We start from the raw sequence: 20,110 nt of genomic DNA on the forward strand, positions 1-20,110 counted from the left end.
CAAATTCGCGTGGAGACATGGCCGCGCCAGGATCATCCCGATGCCCATCCGTCCTACAACCCCGAACGAAGAAAAAACAAAGCCGGGCAAACCGCCCGGCCTCCGGCAACACAACGCGCCGTGCGCGCCGCACAACCAGCGGCACGCACGCGCTCGAACGGTCGTCAGACCGCCATCACCGTCACCGATTTCGTGACGAGGTACGGCTCCAGCGCTTCCGGTCCGCCTTCCGACCCGTAGCCCGAATCCTTCACGCCGCCGAACGGCATTTCCGGCCACGGCGTCGCGGGCTGGTTGATCCACAGCATCCCGACTTCCAGGCGCTGCGTCAGCAGGTGCACGTTCGCGAACGAACGCGTGAACGCGTAGCCTGCCAGCCCGAACGGCAGACGGTTCGCTTCCGCGATCGCGTCCTCGAGCTTGTCGAAGCCGCGAATCGCCGCGACCGGACCGAACGGCTCGTTGTTGAACACGTCGGCTTCGAGCGGCACGTTCGCGATCACGGTCGGCGCGAAGAAGTTGCCTTCCGAGCCGATCCGTTCGCCGCCGGTCTCGATGCTCGCGCCGACCTTGCGCGCGTTCTCGACGACCGACGCCATCGCGGTCAGCCGGCGCGGGTTCGCCAGCGCGCCGAGCGTCGTGCCTTCCTCGAGGCCGTTACCGATCTTCAGCCCTTCTGCGTGCCGCACCAGCGCGCGCGTGAATTCATCGCGGATGCTGTTGTGCACGAGAAAACGCGTCGGCGAAATGCACACCTGGCCCGCGTTGCGGAACTTCGCGCCACCGGCAGCCTTCACCGCCAGCGCGACGTCCGCATCCTCGGCGACAATCACCGGCGCGTGGCCGCCCAGCTCCATGGTCGCGCGCTTCATGTGCTGGCCTGCGAGCGCGGCGAGCTGCTTGCCGACGGGCGTCGAGCCCGTGAACGTCACCTTGCGGATCACCGGGTGCGCAATCAGGTACGACGAGATTTCCGCCGGATCGCCGTACACGAGGCCGATCACGCCGGCCGGCACGCCCGCATCGACGAACGCGCGCAGCAGCGCGGCCGGCGATGCCGGGGTTTCTTCCGGCGCCTTCACGAGGAACGAGCAGCCGGTCGCGAGCGCGGCGCTCAGCTTGCGCACGACCTGGTTGACCGGGAAATTCCACGGCGTAAACGCCGCGACCGGGCCTACCGGCTCCTTCACGACCATTTGCTGCGCGCCGAGATTGCGCGGCGGCACGATCCGGCCATACACGCGGCGGCCTTCGTCCGCGAACCATTCGATGATGTCGGCTGCCGACAGCACTTCGACACGCGCTTCCGTCAGCGGCTTGCCCTGCTCCTGCGTCATCAACTGAGCGATCGTGTCGGCGCGCTCGCGCACCAGCGCCGCGGCCTTGCGCATCGTCGCCGCGCGCTCGTGCGCCGGCACCTTGCGCCATGCTTCGAAACCGCGCTGCGCCGCAGCCAGCGCACGGTCGAGATCGGCGATGCCCGCGTGGGCCACCTTGCCGATCGCCTTGCCCGTCGCCGGGTTCACGACGTCGATCGTCTTGCCGCTCGCGGCGTCGACCCACTCGCCGTCGATCAGCAGTTGCGTATCCGTATAAGTCACGTTAGCCATCCACACACCCCTACTTTGCGTCGATAAAACGCGCGCTGCCGCGAATGGCCGCGCGCCGGTTGACAGAAAGCGCTGCGTTGCCGGGCGCGATGCACCCGGCAATGTTCGACGACGGACAAGCGGCACGCATGCCCGTCGTCATCCGCCACGGTCGGCCGCGCTCAGCGCGTGACCGCCGTCGCCTTGCGGAGTTTCGCGACGTCCGCCGGCTGCACGGCCGGCGCACCGTTGCTCCAGCCGGCGCGCATGAACGTCAGCACGTCGGCGATCTGCCGGTCGTTCAACTGGTTCGAGAACGCCGGCATCGGATACGCGGACGGCACGCCGCCGATCACGAGCGACTCGCTGCCGTTCAGCGTCACGTTGATCAGCGACGATGCATCGGCCTCGAGCACGTTCGGGTTGCCGGCGAGCGGCGCGAGCAGCGGCGCGTAGCCGCGGCCGTCCACGCCATGGCAATGCAGGCAGTAAGCGTTATACACCTTTGCGCCCGGATCGTTCGCCGGCCGGCCAAGCACGACCTGCGTCGCCTTGGGATCGTAACGGTAAGGCGGCGCGCCCGTGCCGCCCGCCGCCGGCAGCGACTTCAGGTAACGGGAAATCGCCGTCAGATCGCCGTCGGTCAATTCCTGCGTGCTGTGGTTGATCACGCTGACCATCGAACCGAACGCGGTCGCGTGTTGATTCGCGCCGGTCTTCAGGAACTGCGCGACGTCGGCCTCGTTCCAGCGGCCGAGCCCCGTATTGTGCTCGCCGGTCAGGTTCGACGCGAACCAGTTGTCGATCGGCGCGCCCGACAGGAACGCCGCCCCGCCTTCGTCCAGCGCCTTCTCCTGGAAGCCGACGCCGCGCGGCGTATGGCACGACCCGCAATGCCCGAGCCCCTGCACGAGATACGCGCCGCGGTTCCACGTCGCGTCCTTGGTCGGCTTGTCGGCGTACGGCTTCGTGTCGAGGAACACCGCGTTCCACAGTGCCAGCGGCCAGCGCATGCCGAGCGGCCACGGAATCTCGGACGCACGGTTCGCCTGCTTCACCGGCTCGACGCCGTGCATGAAGTACGCATACAGCGCCTTCACGTCATCATCGCGCAGCTTCGCGTACGACGGATAAGGCATCGCCGGATACAGGTGATGGCCGTCCTTCGCGACACCCGCGCGCAGCGCGCCCGCGAACTCGGCTTCCGTATAGCCGCCGATGCCGGTTTCCGGGTCGGGCGTGATGTTGGTCGTATAGATCGCGCCCATCGGCGTGACCATCTTCAGGCCGCCGGCGAACGGCGCGCCGCGCGGCGCGGTGTGGCACGCCACGCAGTCGCCCGCCTTCGCGAGATACGCGCCGCGTGCGACCAGTGCGCTGTCTGCCGGCGCCGTTTGCGCGGCATGCGCCGCGGTGCCGGCCGTCAGCGCGGACAGCGCGATCAACGATGCGCCGAACGTACGCGCGACACGATTCGAGCGGTTCAGGTTGAGGTTCAGGTTCAGGTTCAGGTTTCGCATGGTTCGTCCCTCCCCTCAGGCCGTCTTCAGCTGATTGCCGACCGGCAGCTTGCGCAGCCGCTTGCCGGTCGCCGCGAAGATCGCGTTCGACAAGGCCGCCGCGGTCGCAGCGGTGCCCGGTTCGCCGATTCCGCCCGGCGCCTCGGCGCTCTTCACGAGATGAACCTCGATCGGCGGCGTTTCGTTGATGCGCATCATCCGGTAGTCGGTGAAGTTGCTCTGCACGACGCGGCCGTCCTCGATCGTGATCTCGCCATACAGCGCGCCGGTGATCCCGAAGATGATGCCGCCCTGCACCTGCGCCTCGATCGTGCTCGGATTCACGGCCATCCCGCAGTCGACCGCGCACACGACGCGCTTGACCTGCACTTCGCCCTCCTCCACCGCGACGTCGATGACGATCGAGAAGAAGCTGCCGAACGCGTGCATCACCGACACGCCGCGCCCTTGCCCCTTCGGCAGCGGCGTGCCCCAGCCGGCCGCCTTCGTCGCGACGTCGAGCACGTTGCGCGCACGCGGCGTCTTGTCGAGCAGCGCGCGGCGGTATTGCACCGGATCGGTCTTGGTTTGCGTCGCCAGTTCGTCGATGAAGCTCTCGACGACGAACGTGCTGCGCGTCGGGCCGACGCCGCGCCAGAACGCGGTCGGAATGTGCCGCGGCTCCTGCCGCACGTAGTCGACGAGCTGGTTCGGCAGGTCGTACGGCAATTCGGCCGCAACCTCGACCGCGTCGGGGTCGACGCCGTCCTTGAACGCGGGCGGCGCGAAACGCGCGATGATCGACGAGCCGACGATCCGGTGCTGCCATGCGACCGGCTTGCCGTTCGCGTCGAGGCCGGCCGAGATCCGGTCGTAGTAGTACGGCCGGTACATGTCGTGCTGGATGTCTTCCTCGCGCGTCCACACGACCTTCACGGGCGCGTTGACCTGCTTGGCGACCTTCACGGCCTGTCCGATCATGTCCGTCTCGAGCCGCCGGCCAAAGCCGCCGCCGAGCAAATGGTTGTGCACGACAATCTTCTCGGGCGCCAGCCCCGTGAGTTGCTGCACCGTATCGCGCGCCCGCGTCGGCACCTGCGTGCCGACCCAGATCTCGCAGCCGTCGGCGCGCACCTGGACCGTGCAGTTCACGGGTTCCATCGTGGCGTGCGCGAGGAATGGTTGCTCATAAACGGCATCGACGCGCGTCTTCGCGTTCGCGAACGCGCGGCCGACGTCGCCTTCCTTGCGCGCGACGGCACCCTTGCCGTGCGCCGCGGCCTGCGCGAGATCGGCGACGATGTCCTTCGTCGACACCTTCGCGTCCGCGCCTTCGTTCCATTTGACGACGAGCGCCGACGCGCCGCGCTTCGCGGCCCACGTATGATCGCCGACCACCGCGACCGCGTTGTCGACGCGCACCACCTGGCGCACGCCGGGAATCTTCCTCGCAGCCGTATCGTCGACGCTCGCAACCGTGCCGCCGAACACCGGGCTGTTCACGATCACCGCGTACAGCATGCCGGGCAGGCGCACGTCGAGCCCGAACTGCGCGGTGCCGTCGACCTTCTCCGGCGAATCGAGCCGCTTCACCGGCTTGCCGATCAGCTTGAAATCGGCCGGCTGCTTCAACGCGACGTCTTTCGGCACCGGCAGCTTCGACGCGGCATCGGCGAGCTGGCCGTACGATGCGCGCCGGCCGCTCGGCGGGTGCTGCACTTCGCCGTTTTGCGCGCGGCAGGTGGCCGGATCGACGTTCCATTGCTTGGCGGCCGCGGCAACCAGCAGCGTGCGCGCGGTCGCGCCCGCGCGGCGCAGCGGTTCCCACGCGTAGCGCACCGACGTCGAGCCGCCCGTCAACTGGCCGCCGAGCAGCGGATCGAGGAACAGCTTCTCGTTCGGCGGCGCATGGTCGAGCGTGACGTTCGACAGCGGCACCTCGAGTTCCTCGGCGATCAGCATCGGCAGCGCCGTGTAGACGCCCTGGCCCATTTCCACTTTCGGCATCACCAGCGTGACCTTGCCGCCGCGGTCGATCTGCACGAACGCGTTCGGCGCGAATACGCCGGCACGCGCGTTTTCGTCCGCATCGCCGCCGATCACCGAGCGCCGCGCGTCATCGCCGGCCGCCGGCATGCTGAAGCCGAGCAGCAGGCCGCCGCCCGCCGCCGCGCCGAGCGACATGCCCACCTTGAGAAACGAACGGCGCGACACGCCCGCGCCGGCCCGACCTGCTTCGATCAGTCCTCGCGACATGTCAGTTCCCCTTCGCGGCGTGCTTCACGGCCGCGCGAATCCGGTTGTACGTGCCGCAGCGGCAGATGTTGCCGGCCATCGCCGCGTCGATGTCGGCATCGGTCGGCGTCGGGTTCGACGCGATCAGCGCCGTGGCCGCCATCACCTGCCCGGACTGGCAGTAGCCGCACTGGACGACGTCCAGCTCGCGCCATGCGTCCTGAACCTTCTGACCGGCCGGCGTCGCGCCGACGGCTTCGATCGTCGTGATCTTGCGGCCCGCGACGGCCGCGACCGGCAGCACGCACGAGCGCGCGGCGACGCCGTCGAGATGCACGGTGCACGCGCCGCATTGCGCGATTCCGCAGCCGAATTTCGTGCCGGTCAGGCCGACGACGTCGCGCAGGACCCATAGCAGGGGCATGTCGTCGGGGGCGTCGACGGTGCGGCTCTCGCCGTTGATATTGAGGGTGACCATTCAGCCTCCGGGGCCGGTGTATTGGGGAAGCGGCGCGACCGGCGCGCCGGATTGTTCATCGCCGCCGCGCAGCGCACGGCGGCTGCCGCGCGGCCCGGGTGGGGCGAGCCGCGGCGGGGGTTCCGCGCGGGTTATTCGGCCGCGTCGATGCCCGACAGCACCTTGATCACGGGCGGTGCCGAGAACCATTCGGCCGACTTGATGCGAAACGCGGTGAAGTGCGGGCTCGCGACGTGCGCGTCGAACGCGGCCTGGTCGTCGTAGATCTCGAACAGGTGCAGCGCCGGCGAGCCGTCCTGTTCGCGGAACAGGTCGTAGCGGCGATTGCCGGGTTCGGCACGGGTCGCCGTGACCATGCTGCGCAATTCGGCTTCGACGGCCTGCGCGTGTTCGGGTTTCGGAAATACCGATGCCATCACATAAAGCGCCATGTTTTTCACTCCTTGGGAAACGGGATCGAGCATGCCATAAGCCGGCATCCGGTGACGCCAGCGTGCAGACGGACGCGTCGCCTCAGGCCAGTTCGTCCGGGCCGACGCGCACGACGACCTTGCCGAAGTTCTTGCCGGCGAGCAAGCCGATCAGCGCATTCGGCGCATCGGCGAGCTCGGGGATCACGTCCTCGAGCGTCTTCACCTTGCCCTGCGCGACCCACTCGCTCATCTCCTTCAGGAACGGCGCATAGCCCGTCGCATAATGATCGAGAATGATGAAACCCTGCATCCGGATGCGCTTGCGCAGGATGGTCCCCATCAGCGCCGGCACGCGGTCACGGCCGCTCGACACCGCGGTGTCGTCGTACGCCGCGTCGTTGTAATGCGCGATGATGCCGCACACCGGCACGCGCGCATGCTCGTTGAGCAGCGGCCACACCGCATCGAACACGGCACCGCCGACGTTCTCGAAATAGACGTCGATGCCGTTCGGGCAGGCTTCCTTCAGCTTGGCCGCGAACTGCGGATCGCGATGATCGATGCACGCGTCGAAGCCGAGCGTGTCCTTCACGTACGCGACCTTGTCGGCGCCGCCCGCGATGCCAACCACGCGGCAGCCCTTCAGCTTCGCGATCTGGCCGACCACCGATCCGACCGCCCCGCTCGCGGCGGCCACGACCACGGTTTCGCCGGCCTTCGGCTCGCCGATCTTCAGCAATCCGGTGTACGCGGTGAACCCCGGCATGCCGAGCACGCCGAGCGCATACGACGGATGCGCGAAGTCGCGGCCGAGCGCAATGAGATCGCTGCCGTCGGACAACGCGTAGTCCTGCCAGCCACCGCCCGCGACGACCAGGTCGCCTTCGCGATACGCGGGCAGGTTCGATGCGACGACGCGGCTGACCGTGCCGCCCACCATCACGCCGCCGAGCTCGACCGGCGGCGCATACGACGGCGCGTCGCTCATGCGGCCGCGCATGTACGGATCGAGCGACAGCCAGACCGTGCGCAACAGCACCTGTCCGGCGCCGGGCACCGGCACGTCGGCGGTCTCCGTGCGAAAGTCGTTCGGGGTAGGTGCGCCGACCGGACGCGCGTTCAGGACGATTCTGCGGTTTGCTGTGTTGTTTTGCGGCATGGGAACCTCCGTCAACAGGAATGGATGTGCCACGGGCACGATCGGATCAACGTTCGACAACCGTGATGCGGGAGGCCGCGGCCGTGCCGGCGAATCAGCCGGCGCAGCCGCGGCCCTGGCGGGTCAAGCAATCGGACTCCCGGCTGAGTAGACCAGTCGTCTAGTGCTCACGTAAAAACAAGGCGCGCCGCTGCGCGCCCGGATTATGACTGCGCTCCGTCTGGCTCGACGGGCGGCAGGTTCAGCATCCGACGTGTTTCGAGCATCGCGCGCTCGAGCGGCTGGCGGTTGCGGTGAATCTTCTCCAGCAGCGTTGCGCCAAGCCACAGCTCATACAGGATCGCGGCCGCATGTGCGGGATCGTCGACGCCGCTCAGCGAACCGTCGGCCAGCCCGGCCTCGATGCCGCCCGCGAGCCGCTCGATGATCTGACTGGTGCCGCGCCGCAGGACCGCGCGCATCGCCTCCGACAAGTCGGACACCTCGGCGCCGAGCTTCACCGCGAGGCACTTGCCTTCCGGATCGTCCGCGCATTGCGTGTGCAGCCAGTTGCCCCAGTACGTCATCAGGCGCTGCGCGCCCGTGCCGGCCGGATGCTTGAGGAGGTTGTCGAGATGCGCGAGATAGCCTTCGAAATACGACTCGAGCAGCGCCTCGCCGAATGCTTCCTTCGAGCCGAAGTAATGGTAGAACGAGCCCTTCGGGATGCCCGCCGCGGCGAGAATCTCGTTCAGACCGACCGCCGAGAACCCCTTGTGGAGCATGATCGGCTTCGCGGTATTCAGGATGTGCTGGCGGACTTCCGCGCCTGAAGATGCATTCATGATGGCGTATCTTAGCAACGATTAGACCGGTCGTCTAGTAACGTCGAGCCGGCAAGTTCAGCGGCACTTTACCCGAATCGCGCAGCGTCGCGGGTGCGTTGTCGCCGCACCGGGGGCGCCCTTTTCAACTCGGGCTTCGGAATGGGCTTCCGGCGGTCGGCTCCGCCGCGCGCAGACTCCCGCCGGCGGGGCGACCGGCGCACGGCGCATCGGGGGCGCGATCAGGATGTGTCCGTTGATACAGATCAACCGTGCGGGAGCCCGGCACGCGATCATGACGCCATGTCCTGCGCAAGCAGCGGCATCTTCGCTTGCGGCAAGCCTGTCATCGGCGGCCGCCTTCCCGGGAGAACATCATGATCCGACCGCAATACCGAAGCGCGCTTGCGACGGCCTGCGTGTTCATCGCCCTCGCATCGCTGCTGGGTGTCGTACATGCGATGCTGGTCGACGAGCGTATCGTCCCGTACGCGATCGTCACGCTGGTTTCAGGCATCGTCGCGTTCGTCGCGCAGCTGAATCCGGCGTCGAGGGCGCGATAGCGGCGCAGTCGCGTCAGGCGGTAATGCCGGCCGCGGCAGCAGGCCGGGCAGGCGCGCGCCGTCGGCCGCCTCGGCATACGGATTGCCGTTCATCAGAATTTGCTCCGAGAAACCCCGCCATTGATGGTGGGAAGGAAAAGGGGTGCTGTTGACAGGCAGCTTCTTCCACGGGTTAGGATCACCGGCATGATCCTTGTCTACCGCTACCGCGTGAAGTCGCTCAACGGACTGCTCAACAAGCAGAGCCGTGCGGTGAACTACGTCTGGAACTTCTGCAACGACACGCAGAAGCACGCGCTCAAGTGGAGCAAGAAGTGACCGACGGGATTCGATCTGAACGTGCTGACGACGGGGAGCAGCAAGGCGCTCGGCATCCACTCCGGCACGATCAACGCGACGTGCGAGCAATATGCGAAGTCGCGCAGTCAGCACCGGCGCCCTTACCTGCGCTATCGCGGCAGGAAATCGCTGGGCTGGGTGCCGCTGAAGGGTCGCGACCTGAAGCGTGAGGGTGACGCGTTCCGTTTCGCCGGCAACACGTTTCGGGTATTCCACAGCCGGGCGCTTCCCGAAGGCAAAATCAAGGATGGGACCAACTTTGCGCAGGATGCGCGCGGCAACTGGTTTCTCAAGATGCCCGATGTTCAGGGCCGCCCGATCCGTTCGGGTGTCGGTATCGATCTCGGCTTGAAAGACTTCGCCACACTTTCGACCGGCGAGAAGCTGCTTAATGACCGATTCGGCCGACGCGCGGCGGAGAAACTGGCGAAAGCGCAACGGGCGCGAAAGCACAAACGCCATATCGCGAAGCTGCACGCCAAGGTGACGAATGCCCGTGCCGATTTTCAGCACAAGCTCGCGCTCGATCTGGTGCGGCGTTTCGATTACATCGCGGTCGGCAATGTGTCTGCCGTCAAACTTGCCAGAACCAGGATGGCGAAGAGCGTCTACGACGCATCCTGGTCGTCCTTCCGAAACAAGCTCCGCTACAAAGCGATCGCGCACGGGGCCACGTTCGAGGAAGTGGACGAAAGCGGTTCCACCCAGTCCTGTTCGGCGTGCGGGTCGAAAGACAGCACGACGCGGCCGAAAGGTATCGCGGGACTGCGAATGAGAGAGTGGGCCTGTAGTGAATGTGGTGTCGAGCATGATCGAGATACCAACGCTGCGCTGAACATTCTCCGATGCGGACGTGCATCGCCAGGTGTGGGAATCACCTGCCTTTAGGCGGGTGAGGACGTCAAGTTTCGAGCACGTAGGTGCCGGGCGCCGCGCCGAGTCCGGCGGCTGGCGTGCGGGCCGGCACGTCGCCCGACGAATGCTCGTGCAGCCAGTCGCGCCAGCATGTCCACCACGATCCGTCGACCGCCGCCGTTTCCCGTACGAAGTCGTGCCGGCTGCGATACGGCGCGCCGGGCTTGCGGGTCGCGCGGCGGTAGTGGCGTCCCGGATGACCGGGTTCCGACACGATGCCCGCGTTGTGGCCGCCCGATGTCAGCACGAAGGTCAGCGCGTGGTGCGTGAGCAGATGGAGCTTGTAGACGGAGCCCCACGGCGACACGTGATCGCGCTCGGTGCCGACCACGAACGTCGGCACGTCGATATCCGACAACGCGACCGGCCGCCCGTCGACGCAGTAGCGGCCGACCGCGAGATCGTTGTCGAGAAAGAGCCGCGTCAGGTATTCCGAATGCATGCGATACGGCATGCGCGTGGTGTCCGCATTCCAGGACATCAGGTCGTTCGGCTTCGTGCGCGTGCCGAGCAGGTATTCGCTCATCATCCGCGACCAGATCAGGTCGCGCGCATTCAGCAGCTGGAACGCGGCGGACATCTGCGCGCCGTCCAGGTAGCCCTGCCGCCACATCAGCGCATCGAGCGCGGACAATTCGCTCGCGTCGATGAATAGGCCGAGTTCGCCGGGTTCGCTGAAATCGGTCTGGGCCGCCAGCAACGTGATGGACCGCAGTGCTTCGCGCTGCCGCCCGTCGCGCGCGAGCGCCGCCGCAACGATCGCCAGCAGCGTGCCGCCGAGACAATAGCCGACCGCGTGAACGGCTTCCCCGCAGACCGAACGGGCGGCATCGAGCGCCGCCATGCACCCGTCGCGCAGATAGTCGTCGAGCCCGAGGTCGCGCGCCTCCGCACCCGGGTTGCGCCAAGACACCGCAAACACGGTGTAGCCGGCATCGACCAGGAAACGGATCAGCGAATTGTGCGGCTGCAGATCGAGGATGTAGTACTTCATGATCCACGACGGCACGATCAGGATCGGCTCGCTCGCGACCCGCGCCGTCGTCGGCTCGTACTGCAACAGTTCGCACAACGCGTTGCGCCACACGACGCGGCCCGGCGTGATGGCCACGTCGCGTCCCGGCAGATACGGTCGCGCGTCCTGGGCATGCGTGCCGCCGGCCCGCTCGAGCTGCGCCTTCGCATCCTCCAGCCAGTTCAGGGTGCCTGCCGCGAGATTCGCGCCGCCGCTGGACATCGTCGCGTCGAGCACGACCGGATTGGTCGCCAGGAAATTGCCCGGCGAGCACGCGTCGAGCCACTGTCGCACAGCGAATCCGACCAGTTCCTCATGGTGCCGCTCGACGCCCGGCACGCCGCGCGTCGCGTCGCGCCACCAGCGCTGGATCGACAGGAAGCTGTCACGGTACACGTGAAACGGCCATCCGGCCCACGCGGGCGCCGCAAAGCGCGGATCGGCTTGGCCCGCGTGCACCGCCAGGCCCGTCGGGTCCGGATCGCCGGCCTCGGCCTCGCACTGGTTTGCCGCCGGTGCACCGGCCGCCAGGCACGCCTGCATCGCGAGATCGAAGCATTTTCCCGGCGACACCGCGAGATGCGCGCCCCAGTCGAGCATGGCCAGCGCCAGCGACACGGGCGACAGCCCGAACGTCATCGCTGCCACGTTCGCATGCGCCGCGCGGTTCCATTGTTCCGCGGGCGTTGTACCGGCTCGCGCGCGTTGCGCGCGTTGGGGCGCGCCCGCCTTGGGCTCACCCGCGCCCGATGGCCGTATGGATTCGTTCCCGCGCGGGGCGCGCGTGACGGACGCTTTCATCAGACTCTGCTCCGAGAAACCCCGCCTTTTCCCAAGGGACTTCCTTCGGGGGTATGGCGGGCAGTGGCGTGGGACGACCTCAACGCATGTGCATCCCGCCATTGACGTCGAATTCCGCGCCGGTCGCGAACGCCCCCGCGTCGGAACACAGGAAGGCGACGAGCGCCGCGATTTCGTCGGGATCGCCCAGGCGGCCGACCGGAATCTGCGGCAGGATCTTCGTATCGAGTACGTCTTGCGGCACCGACTCGAGCATCGCGGTCGCCAGGTAACCGGGCGCGACCGTATTGACCGTCACGCCGTGGCGCGCGAGCTCGAGCGCCAGCGCCTTCGTGAAGCCGTGGATGCCGGCCTTCGCGGCCGCGTAGTTCGCCTGCCCGTATGCGCCACGCGAACCGTTCACCGAGCCGATATTCACGATGCGCCCGAAACCGGCTTCGATCATGCCCGGCACGAACGGCTTCGTCATGTTGAAGATGCCGTCGAGATTGGTGCGCAGCACCGCATCCCACATGCTCTTGGTCATCTTCACGAACGTGGCGTCGTGCGTGACGCCGGCGTTGTTGACCAGCACGTCGACGTGCCCGAATTCGGCCAGCACGCGTGCCGCGCAGTGCTGGCACGAATCGTAGTCGGCGATGTCGACGGCGAACGCATGGAATGTGCGGCCCGCTTCGCGTTCGTGCGTGAGCCACGTCGCGACGTGGTCGTTGCCTTCCGTGTGCGACACCGCCACCGTCATGCCGGCCTCGTGCAGGCGACGGCTGATCGCGGCGCCGAGGCCACCCATGCCGCCCGTGACGAATGCGACCCGATCAGCGCACATGGTCGTTCTCCCGTGCGTCGGCCATCCCGTTCAGACGCTCGGGATCCACCAGCGCACCGTCACTCGCGCCAGCCGCGTCCTCGATCCCGTGCTCCAATGCCGTCATCCAGTCCGCCCACGGCATGCTGGCCTCGTTCACCATCGCCAGTCGTCCCAGATCGGGCAGCCAGTCGGTCTGAAAACGCGACAGCGCGCCCGCGCCGTATTCGCGCAACCAGGTACGCCATACGCCCGCGCCCTCGTACTGCGCTCGCATGCACAGCTCGGTGGCGTCCTGCCAGATCGCGACGCTCGCGATCGCATAGTCGCGCATCACCTGCCGGTTTGCCTCGCCGAAGGCCGTCCACTCGTTCGTGTCCGCCAGCGCCTGCTGCAGTTGGTGCACCGCCGAGCGGTCCCGCTCGATGCGCCGCCCAGCCAGAGCATGCCATTCGTGCTGCCAGTCGCGGTTCAGCGCGACCATCCGCAGCGCGAGATCGCAGCCCGCGCGGCCAACGTCGTTCGGTGTCGTGAAAGCGTACGTGCTCATCGGCTCCCCTCTTTCGATCCAGTCAATGGGTCGGCATCACGCCGCATCCCGCGTGCCCGGGATCGGCATTGCGACCGCTTTACTGTGCGGCCACGGCGCACGAGTGCCGTTGATCTGAGTCAAGCCCGCTAAAACCCTGCTTCGTAGACTGGATTGCACTGGCGGATCACCCGTCGATGGAGCGATTCCGATGAGCTACAAGAGCATGGTCGTGCACCTCGATACGAGCGCTCGCGCGCATTCGCGCCTCGAGTTCGCGTTGCGCATGGCCCGGCGCTTCGGTGCGCACCTGACCGGCCTGTTTGCGGTCTACACGCCGGAACCGCATTCGTTCTACGTGATGGCGGGGTCCGCCGATTATTTCCGCGCGCATCGCGAACAGCGCGACGAACGGCGCGCCGCGCTGGAGCGGCTGTTCCATGCGGAGACGGCGCGCGCGAAAGTGCCGGCAGCCTGGGTACGTGCCGACGAGCGCGCGAATCTGGCCGTGCCGCGCGCCGCACGCCTTGCCGACCTCGTGATAGCCGGCCAGAGCGACCCCAACGACCCCGAGACCTATATCGACGACCAGTTTGCGGAAAATCTCGTGTTGTCGGCGGGCCGTCCGGTGCTGTTCTGGCCGTACACCGGTGAATTCCCGTCGATCGGCGAACGGGTGCTCGTCGCGTGGGACGGCGGCCGGGAAGCGACCCGCGCCGCGCACGACGCGATGCCCTTTCTGGAACATGCCGGTCGCACGACGGTCGCCGCGGTGATCGACGGCGCTTCGGAAGCCGCGGCCACGCGCATTCCGGCCGCCGATGCCGCGCTGATGCTGGCGCGCCATGCACGTGACGTGAACGTGCTCGATATCGATACCGGTGACGGCTCGTCGGTCGGCGACACGTTGCTGTCGCGCGCTTACGAAACGGGTTCCGACCTGCTCGTGATGGGCGCCTACGGCCATCCGCGCTGGCGCGAGCTCGTGATGGGCGGCGCCACGCGCACGGTGCTGGCGTCGATGACGCTGCCGGTGCTGATGTCGCACTGAGCCGTCCGATGCGTACGCTCGCGCTGCTCGTCGTCAATGCCGGTTCGTCGAGCGTGAAGTTCGCGGTCTTTGCGTATCCGCCGCACGGCGATCCCGCGCGGCGGCCGCTGCACGACGGTGAAGCGGTCACAACCGGCAATGGCGCGTCGATCCGCTTCGATGCGGCGCCGCACGATTCGCTGCCGTTCGTCGCGGGCGATCCGTACCGCGCCGTGCTCGCGCGGATCGCGACGTGGACGCTACGTCCATCGCATCGTGCGTGAAGCGGGTGCGCTGACCGCCCTGCTCGGCGGTCTCGACATGCTGGCCTTCACTGCCGGCATCGGCGAACACTCGGCGGCGTTGCGCGAGCGGATCTGCACGTCGCTCGGCTGGCTCGGCATCGAGCTCGACGCGCGCGCGAATGCCGCGCATGCACATGTGGTGTCGTCTGCGTCGAGCGCGGTCACGGTGGTTGTCGAGCCGACCAACGACGCATGGGTCGCGGCGCGCGCGGCGGTGCGCATACTGCGCGGCAACCGCGACGGTTGATCCAGATCAGCGCGATCGGCACACGTGCGCCGAAGATGATTGCATCGGCATCCGCTCAAGGGAAACGTCATGTATTCGAACATTCTGGTTGCGCTCGACGGCAGCGATACGTCGTCGCGCGCACTCGACGCCGCGCTGGACCTCGCGTCGCAGACGCGTGCACGGCTGACACCTGTCTACGTCGTCGATTTCCTGGTGCCGGCGTACGACGCGTCCGGATACGATCCGTCGATCCTGATCGATGCATTCCGCGACGAAGGACTGCGCGTCACGGCGGACGCGGCAACCCGCATGAAGGCGCGCGACGTGGCCGGCATGCCGCAGATCTGCAATGTCGCGCCGGCGGGCGAAGACGTCGCGCAACGGATCGTCGGCTTCGCCGGCGAGATCGATGCCGACCTGATCGTGCTCGGCACGCACGGCCGGCGCGGCTTTCGCCGCCTCGTGCTGGGCAGCGTGGCCGAACGCGTGCTGCGTCATGCCACGTGTCCGGTCCTGATGATCCCGGCGCGTTGCGCGGCCGGGGCATCCGCCGGAACCGTCGCCGCATCAACCGAAAAGGAGCCATCATGAGCTACAAGACCCTGCTCGTCCATCTCGACGACAGCGACCGCTGCCACGCGCGCGTCGACCTCGCGCTCGAACTCGCGGGACGCTGGAATGCCCACCTGATTGGCCTCTACGCGGTCTGCCAGGATCTCTTCGAGCCGTTGCGGCGGCCTGACGAGCCGCTCAAGCTAGCCGTCTACGAACGCCTGTGCGAGCAGCGACGCAAGGATGCGGAAGAACGATTCCTGATGGCCGCCGAGCGTGCCGGACGCAGCGTCGAATGGCAGGCGCCCGCCGGCGACGTGACCGCTGCCGCGATCCTGCATGCACGCCATGCCGATCTGCTGGTGCTGGGCCAGGAAGATCCCGACGACCGCATGACCTACGTGGCGCGTCATTTCGTCGAGGACGTCGTGATGGGTAGCGGACGGCCGGCGATCGTCGTCCCGTACGCGGGCGACGTGCGAACGCTCGGCGAGAACGTGCTGATCGGCTGGGACGGCGGACGCGAGGCCGCCCGCGCGACGGCCGACGCGCTGCCATTGCTCGCCCGTGCGCGCTTCGTCCACGTCGAGACGATCACCCGCGCGCATCCCGATCCGGACGAGACGCCGGCGGGCGTCGATGTCGCCGCGTATCTCGAACGGCACGGCATTCGCGCGTCGTTCTCCACCACGCCCCGCGAACGCTCGGTGAGCGCGGGCGCGATGCTGCTGAACCGGGTGACCGACGTGCATGCGGATCTGCTGGTGATGGGCCTGTACAGCCATGCCCGCATGCACGAACGCGTGCTGGGCGGCGCGACGCGCACGATCCTCGAGACGATGACGGTGCCGGTTCTGCTGTCCCACTGAGCGCGTGAAAGCGGGCAGCCGCTTGCGGCGGCCCGCTTGTTGTCACGCCCGTCACGACATGTCCGCGCCCGCGCCCGGCCCTTCCCGCACGACCAGCACCGGCCGATCCGCGATGCGCACCAGCGATTCGGCAACGCTGCCGAGCAACGCACGGCGCAAGCCGCGACGACCATGCGTGCCCATCACGATCAGGTCCGCATCGCATTCGGCGGCGGCGCGCGCCAGCACGTCCGAAATGTCCGCTCCACACGCATCGATCGTGCGCGCGATGCCGCGTACGCCGGACAGCCGAAACGCGGCTTCCGCGTCCGAGACCGCGGTCGCGGCGTTGTTCGCGTCCAGTCCGGCCGGGTCGCGCTGGTCGATCTGGCCGCTGTCCCGGTCGATGCCGGCCGGCCGGAGCGCATCCGATACCACGCATGTGGCGATGACCAGGCCGCCCGAATGGCGCGCGAGCGAAATCGCCTCGTCGAGCGCGAGCCGCGCGCTGCGGCTGCCGTCGAGTGCCGCGAAGATCCTTTGGTACATGTTGCCTCCCTGCTGCCGTCCGGGTTCGATCGGTTCATCGAGCCAGTCTGATCCTGACGGGCACCGTTGCCTTGACACCGGTCAACGCCCGTCATCCGTGTCCGGCGCACGCCCGCGCCGATCGCGACAAATTGCCATGCCCGTGTAGGAATCTCCCTACAAGGCTTCCCTCTCGCCTACCGCAACTTCAATTCCCGCTGATTTTCTTGACGTCGCGCAACATCCATACTGCACGTCGAGAAAAGCAACCCAGCGTGCCTCCCGGAGCCAATGCAGCATCGTCGAGACCGGCGTATCGGTCTTCCTGCGCGTCCGATGGGGCTTCCCGACAGTCAGGCGGCAGAGACCAAGGCCGCCGATACAACGGTCAGCGCGATTCCGCCCGACGGCGAGCCGCCGCTGCCCCGAACTGGAGCCGATCATGCAGAGCAGTGCCGAAGTCTCGACGACCATGCCGTCACGCCCGTTCATCCCGCTGCATCCGGTCCAGCCGGCGGATCAGCCCAAGCGCGCCGCGTCCCGCTGTTCGACGTGCGCATTGCGTACCGTCTGCATGCCATCCGATCTTTCGCCTGACGAGTTCGCGCGCGTCGACGCGATGATCTGCACCACGCGCCACGTCAAGCGCGGCGAAACGCTGTTTCGCGCGGGCGACACGTTCAACAGCATCTATGCGGTGCGAACCGGGTCGTTCAAGACCATCGTCATGCATCGCGACGGCGACGAACAGATCACCGGCTTCCAGCTCGTCGGCGAGTCGCTCGGGCTCGAGGGCGTGCACACCGGGCATCACAACGGCGACGCGATCGCGCTCGAGGACAGCACGGTCTGCATCATCCCGTTCGGCCAGCTCGAGCAGATGTGCCGCGAAGTGCGGCCGATGCAGCATCACGTGTATCAGATGATGGGGGGCGAGATCGTGCGCGAATCCTCGCAGATGCTGCTGCTCGGCACGATGACCGCCGAACAGCGCGTGGCCGCGTTCCTGCTGAATCTTTCCGCACGCTTCAAGGCGCGCGGCTATTCGGCCGCGGAATTCGTACTGCGGATGACGCGCGACGAGATCGGCGAATATCTCGGGATGAAGCTCGAAACGGTCAGCCGCATGCTGTCGAAGTTCCAGCACAAGGGGCTCGTCGCGACGCAGGGCAAGCAGATCCGGATCGTCGATCCGGAAGGCCTGCGGCAAATCTGATCGCGCCGCCTGGCTCCGTCGAGCAGATCAACCGCGCATGCCCAGCACGGCGGCACCCGACACGCGCCCGCTGCGCAAGTCGTCGAGTGCACGGTTGGCATCGGTCAGCGCGTAGCGCACGGCTTCGACCTGCAGCGGCATCGCGTCCGCGATCCGCATGAATTCGACTGCATCCGCACGCGTCAGGTTGGCCACCGACGCGATGCGGCGCTCACCCCACAGCCACGCGTACGGAAAGCCCGGGATGTCGCTCATGTGAATGCCGCCGCAGACGACGATCCCGCCTTTGTCGACCGCACGCAGCGCCGCCGGCACCAGCGCACCGACCGGCGCGAAAATCAGCGCGGCATCGAGTGGCTCGGGCGGCGCTTCGTCGCTGCCGCCGGCCCACGCGGCGCCCAGCGACCGCGCGAGCTGCTGCGCCACGGTGTCGCCGGGCTTCGTCAACGCAAACACCTTGCGCCCTTCGCGATGCGCGACCTGCGCGACGAGATGGGCCGCGGCACCGAAGCCGTAGATTCCAATGCGGCGAGCGTCGCCCGCCATGCGCAAGGTTCGATAACCGATCAGCCCGGCGCACAGTAGCGGAGCGGCTTCCAGGTCGGAATAGCGCCGCGGCAGATGCACGCAATACCGATGGTCGGCGACAGTGCACTCGGCATAGCCGCCGTCGATCGTATAGCCGGTGAAGCCCGGGCTGTCGCACAGGTTTTCGCGGCCGGATGTGCAATACGCGCAATGCCCGCAGGTCGAGCCGAGCCACGGCACGCCTACCCGGTCGCCCACGGAGAAACCCGTCACGCCTTCGCCGAGCATGCGCACCGTTCCGACGATTTCGTGCCCCGGAATCAGCGGCAGTTTCGGATGCGCGAGTTCGCCGTCGACGACGTGCAGATCGGTTCGGCAGACGCCGCACGCATGGATGTCGATCAGGAGCTGACCGGCAGCAGGCGACAAGTCGGGCATGCGCGCTTCGCGCAAATGCGGTGTCGTGCCGTCAAACATCATCGCGAGCATGCTCGTCTCCCCACCGCGCGATCGTGTTCGCGCGCTTCGCGTTTCAAGGCTACTCGTCGCGCATCGCGTCCGCACGGCCCGGTGACGGGCGCTTGACGTGGGTCAACGGCCGCCGGACGGTTGCCGACACGATGAAGTTCCGAAGCGGCGCTCCGTGCAGGAACCCGCCGATCGCATCGGCACGATTCCTGACCAGCTTCGGCCGCTGCTGTCACGTATCTGCAATCGTCGACCGGTAGCGTTCGAGGCTGCCCACGCTTTCGACAGACGAATCCGCCATGCAGCGCACCTCGCGCGCCACGCCCCACGTTTATGCGGCCACCTCCCGCGCCCTCGCTGCCAGCCTTGCGATCAACCTGCTGCTGCTTGCCGCCGAAGCGGTCGCGGCGTGGTCCGCGCATTCGTCCGGGCTGCTCGCGGACGTCGCGCATGCGGCGATCGATCTCGCGGCCGACGCGCTGATTCTCGTCGCGTGCCGGCTCGACGCACGGCTGCCGCCCGAGCGGCGCCCGACCTACGAGCCGCTCGCGCTGGCAGGACTCGGCGCGCTGCTCGTCGCCACAGGCGTGCAGATGATCTGGCACGCGGCAAATCGGTTCGATGCGCCGCCGGTCGTGCAGCCCGGCGCGATGACGCTCACGCTGGTCGTCTTCACGCTGACCGGCAAGGCCGCGCTGTCGCGCTGGATGCTGCGCAAGGCGCATGAAACCGGCTCGGCGCTGCTCGAGGCGAGCGGCTGGCATGTGCGCACCGACGCGCTGTCCGCGTTGCTGGCGGCGCTGGCGATGTGCGCGGCGTGGGTCGGCCTCGGCCGTCTCGACGATCTCGCCGCGCTTGCGATCGGCGCGATCGTGATTCGTACGGGCGCCGGGTTCATCCGGCGCGGTTGCGCGCAATGGCCGGCATGGGCGGCGTGGGCGAACCGTTCGACGCGGGGGTCGTGACGATGTTCGCCGTCTCGTCCCGGGCGATGAGCTGACGCATTCGAAACCCGCCTTCGATGGCGCACGAAACGAAAGAGGCTCGCAACGCGCGAGCCTCTTGTTCATGATGTCGTGACCACCGTGGTCGCCATAACGTACACGCCGAACGCAGGCGAATGCGCGCGATATCGATGCGGCGGCGCCGGATGCGCCGCTCCCGATCAACCCAGCGGCACCACGCTCGCGAGCAGGATCCGCACGAGCGTCGCCTGGCGCGTCACGCCCGTCTGCGAGAAGCGCGCCGCGCCGCGCCGCGCAT

At 67.5% G+C, this 20,110-nt stretch carries 18 protein-coding genes and 2 pseudogenes; 8 read left to right on the top strand and 12 right to left on the bottom strand.

The genetic code is table 11. The annotated features are described in order from the left end of the window. Positions 1–164: 164 nt before the first annotated feature. The 7 genes from SB786_RS21195 to SB786_RS21225 all read right to left on the bottom strand — a co-directional run bounded on the left by SB786_RS21195 (position 165) and on the right by SB786_RS21225 (position 8,197). On the bottom strand, positions 165–1,610 hold the full coding sequence (locus SB786_RS21195; protein ID WP_410729193.1) for an NAD-dependent succinate-semialdehyde dehydrogenase: 1,446 nt from the start codon (positions 1,608–1,610) through the stop codon (positions 165–167). Positions 1,611–1,771: 161 nt separating this feature from the next. Further along, a complete protein-coding gene (locus SB786_RS21200; RefSeq protein WP_410729194.1) occupies positions 1,772–3,109 on the bottom strand; it encodes a c-type cytochrome in 1,338 nt (445 codons plus the stop codon). Positions 3,110–3,124: 15 nt separating this feature from the next. Beyond that, on the bottom strand, positions 3,125–5,344 hold the full coding sequence (locus SB786_RS21205; RefSeq protein ID WP_410729195.1) for a molybdopterin cofactor-binding domain-containing protein: 2,220 nt from the start codon (positions 5,342–5,344) through the stop codon (positions 3,125–3,127). Position 5,345: 1 nt separating this feature from the next. Continuing rightward, positions 5,346–5,801 (bottom strand): (2Fe-2S)-binding protein, encoded by a 456-nt coding sequence (locus tag SB786_RS21210; RefSeq protein WP_410729196.1) that lies wholly within the window; start codon positions 5,799–5,801, stop codon positions 5,346–5,348. A gap of 131 nt (positions 5,802–5,932) precedes the next feature. Then, on the bottom strand, positions 5,933–6,232 hold the full coding sequence (locus SB786_RS21215; protein WP_410729197.1) for a putative quinol monooxygenase: 300 nt from the start codon (positions 6,230–6,232) through the stop codon (positions 5,933–5,935). An 82-nt stretch (positions 6,233–6,314) separates the two neighbouring features. Next, on the bottom strand, positions 6,315–7,373 hold the full coding sequence (locus SB786_RS21220) for an NADP-dependent oxidoreductase (RefSeq protein WP_410729198.1): 1,059 nt from the start codon (positions 7,371–7,373) through the stop codon (positions 6,315–6,317). 203 nt (positions 7,374–7,576) lie between these two features. Then, a complete protein-coding gene (locus tag SB786_RS21225; protein WP_410729199.1) occupies positions 7,577–8,197 on the bottom strand; it encodes a TetR/AcrR family transcriptional regulator in 621 nt (206 codons plus the stop codon). 356 nt (positions 8,198–8,553) lie between these two features. Between SB786_RS21225 and SB786_RS21230 the strand changes: the two genes are divergently transcribed. After that, positions 8,554–8,739, top strand: coding sequence for a DUF2964 family protein (locus SB786_RS21230; RefSeq protein WP_006752850.1), 186 nt, complete (start codon positions 8,554–8,556; stop codon positions 8,737–8,739). Between the two features lie 186 nt (positions 8,740–8,925). Then, positions 8,926–9,966: pseudogene (locus tag SB786_RS21235) on the top strand (RNA-guided endonuclease InsQ/TnpB family protein). Positions 9,967–9,979: 13 nt separating this feature from the next. On the opposite strand, the gene SB786_RS21240 reads toward SB786_RS21235, so the two are convergent. From SB786_RS21240 to SB786_RS21250, 3 genes are all read right to left on the bottom strand, one after another. Next, a complete protein-coding gene (locus SB786_RS21240) occupies positions 9,980–11,809 on the bottom strand; it encodes a PHA/PHB synthase family protein (RefSeq protein WP_410729200.1) in 1,830 nt (609 codons plus the stop codon). Between the two features lie 79 nt (positions 11,810–11,888). Next, positions 11,889–12,635: a beta-ketoacyl-ACP reductase gene (locus SB786_RS21245; protein ID WP_410729201.1), complete on the bottom strand. Its 747-nt coding sequence runs from the start codon at positions 12,633–12,635 to the stop codon at positions 11,889–11,891. Continuing rightward, positions 12,625–13,164: a hypothetical protein gene (locus SB786_RS21250; protein ID WP_410729202.1), complete on the bottom strand. Its 540-nt coding sequence runs from the start codon at positions 13,162–13,164 to the stop codon at positions 12,625–12,627. Before SB786_RS21250 ends, SB786_RS21245 begins: the two co-directional genes overlap by 11 nt. 190 nt (positions 13,165–13,354) lie before the next feature. Here SB786_RS21250 and SB786_RS21255 point away from each other — a divergent pair, with 190 nt between their 5' ends. The 4 genes and pseudogenes from SB786_RS21255 to SB786_RS21270 all read left to right on the top strand — a co-directional run bounded on the left by SB786_RS21255 (position 13,355) and on the right by SB786_RS21270 (position 16,128). Beyond that, entirely contained in the window at positions 13,355–14,194 is an 840-nt protein-coding gene (locus tag SB786_RS21255; RefSeq protein ID WP_410729203.1) for a universal stress protein, read from the top strand. Between the two features lie 8 nt (positions 14,195–14,202). Further along, positions 14,203–14,725: pseudogene (locus tag SB786_RS21260) on the top strand (hypothetical protein). A gap of 69 nt (positions 14,726–14,794) precedes the next feature. Then, on the top strand, positions 14,795–15,298 hold the full coding sequence (locus SB786_RS21265; RefSeq protein ID WP_410729204.1) for a universal stress protein: 504 nt from the start codon (positions 14,795–14,797) through the stop codon (positions 15,296–15,298). Continuing rightward, complete coding sequence (locus tag SB786_RS21270; RefSeq protein ID WP_410729205.1) at positions 15,295–16,128, top strand: universal stress protein; 834 nt, start codon at positions 15,295–15,297, stop codon at positions 16,126–16,128. The genes SB786_RS21265 and SB786_RS21270 overlap by 4 nt, the downstream gene beginning before the upstream one ends. Before the next feature lie 51 nt (positions 16,129–16,179). Here the strand turns inward: SB786_RS21270 and SB786_RS21275 are convergent, their stop codons facing one another. Next, positions 16,180–16,656 (bottom strand): universal stress protein, encoded by a 477-nt coding sequence (locus SB786_RS21275; RefSeq protein ID WP_410729206.1) that lies wholly within the window; start codon positions 16,654–16,656, stop codon positions 16,180–16,182. 421 nt (positions 16,657–17,077) lie between these two features. Here SB786_RS21275 and fnr point away from each other — a divergent pair, with 421 nt between their 5' ends. Then, on the top strand, positions 17,078–17,851 hold the full coding sequence (fnr, locus tag SB786_RS21280; protein WP_410729207.1) for a fumarate/nitrate reduction transcriptional regulator Fnr: 774 nt from the start codon (positions 17,078–17,080) through the stop codon (positions 17,849–17,851). A gap of 27 nt (positions 17,852–17,878) precedes the next feature. On the opposite strand, the gene SB786_RS21285 is transcribed toward fnr, so the two are convergent. Further along, positions 17,879–18,868 carry a zinc-dependent alcohol dehydrogenase family protein gene (locus tag SB786_RS21285; RefSeq protein WP_410729208.1) on the bottom strand — a complete coding sequence of 330 codons (990 nt, stop codon included), beginning with the start codon at positions 18,866–18,868 and terminating at the stop codon, positions 17,879–17,881. Positions 18,869–19,146: 278 nt separating this feature from the next. Between SB786_RS21285 and SB786_RS21290 the strand changes: the two genes are divergently transcribed. Next, complete coding sequence (locus SB786_RS21290) at positions 19,147–19,812, top strand: cation diffusion facilitator family transporter (protein WP_410729209.1); 666 nt, start codon at positions 19,147–19,149, stop codon at positions 19,810–19,812. The last annotated feature ends 298 nt before the right edge of the window (positions 19,813–20,110 follow it).

The sequence above is a fragment of the Burkholderia sp. SIMBA_062 genome, from assembly GCF_046534765.1.
Taxonomy (GTDB): Bacteria; Pseudomonadota; Gammaproteobacteria; order Burkholderiales; family Burkholderiaceae; genus Burkholderia; species Burkholderia ambifaria.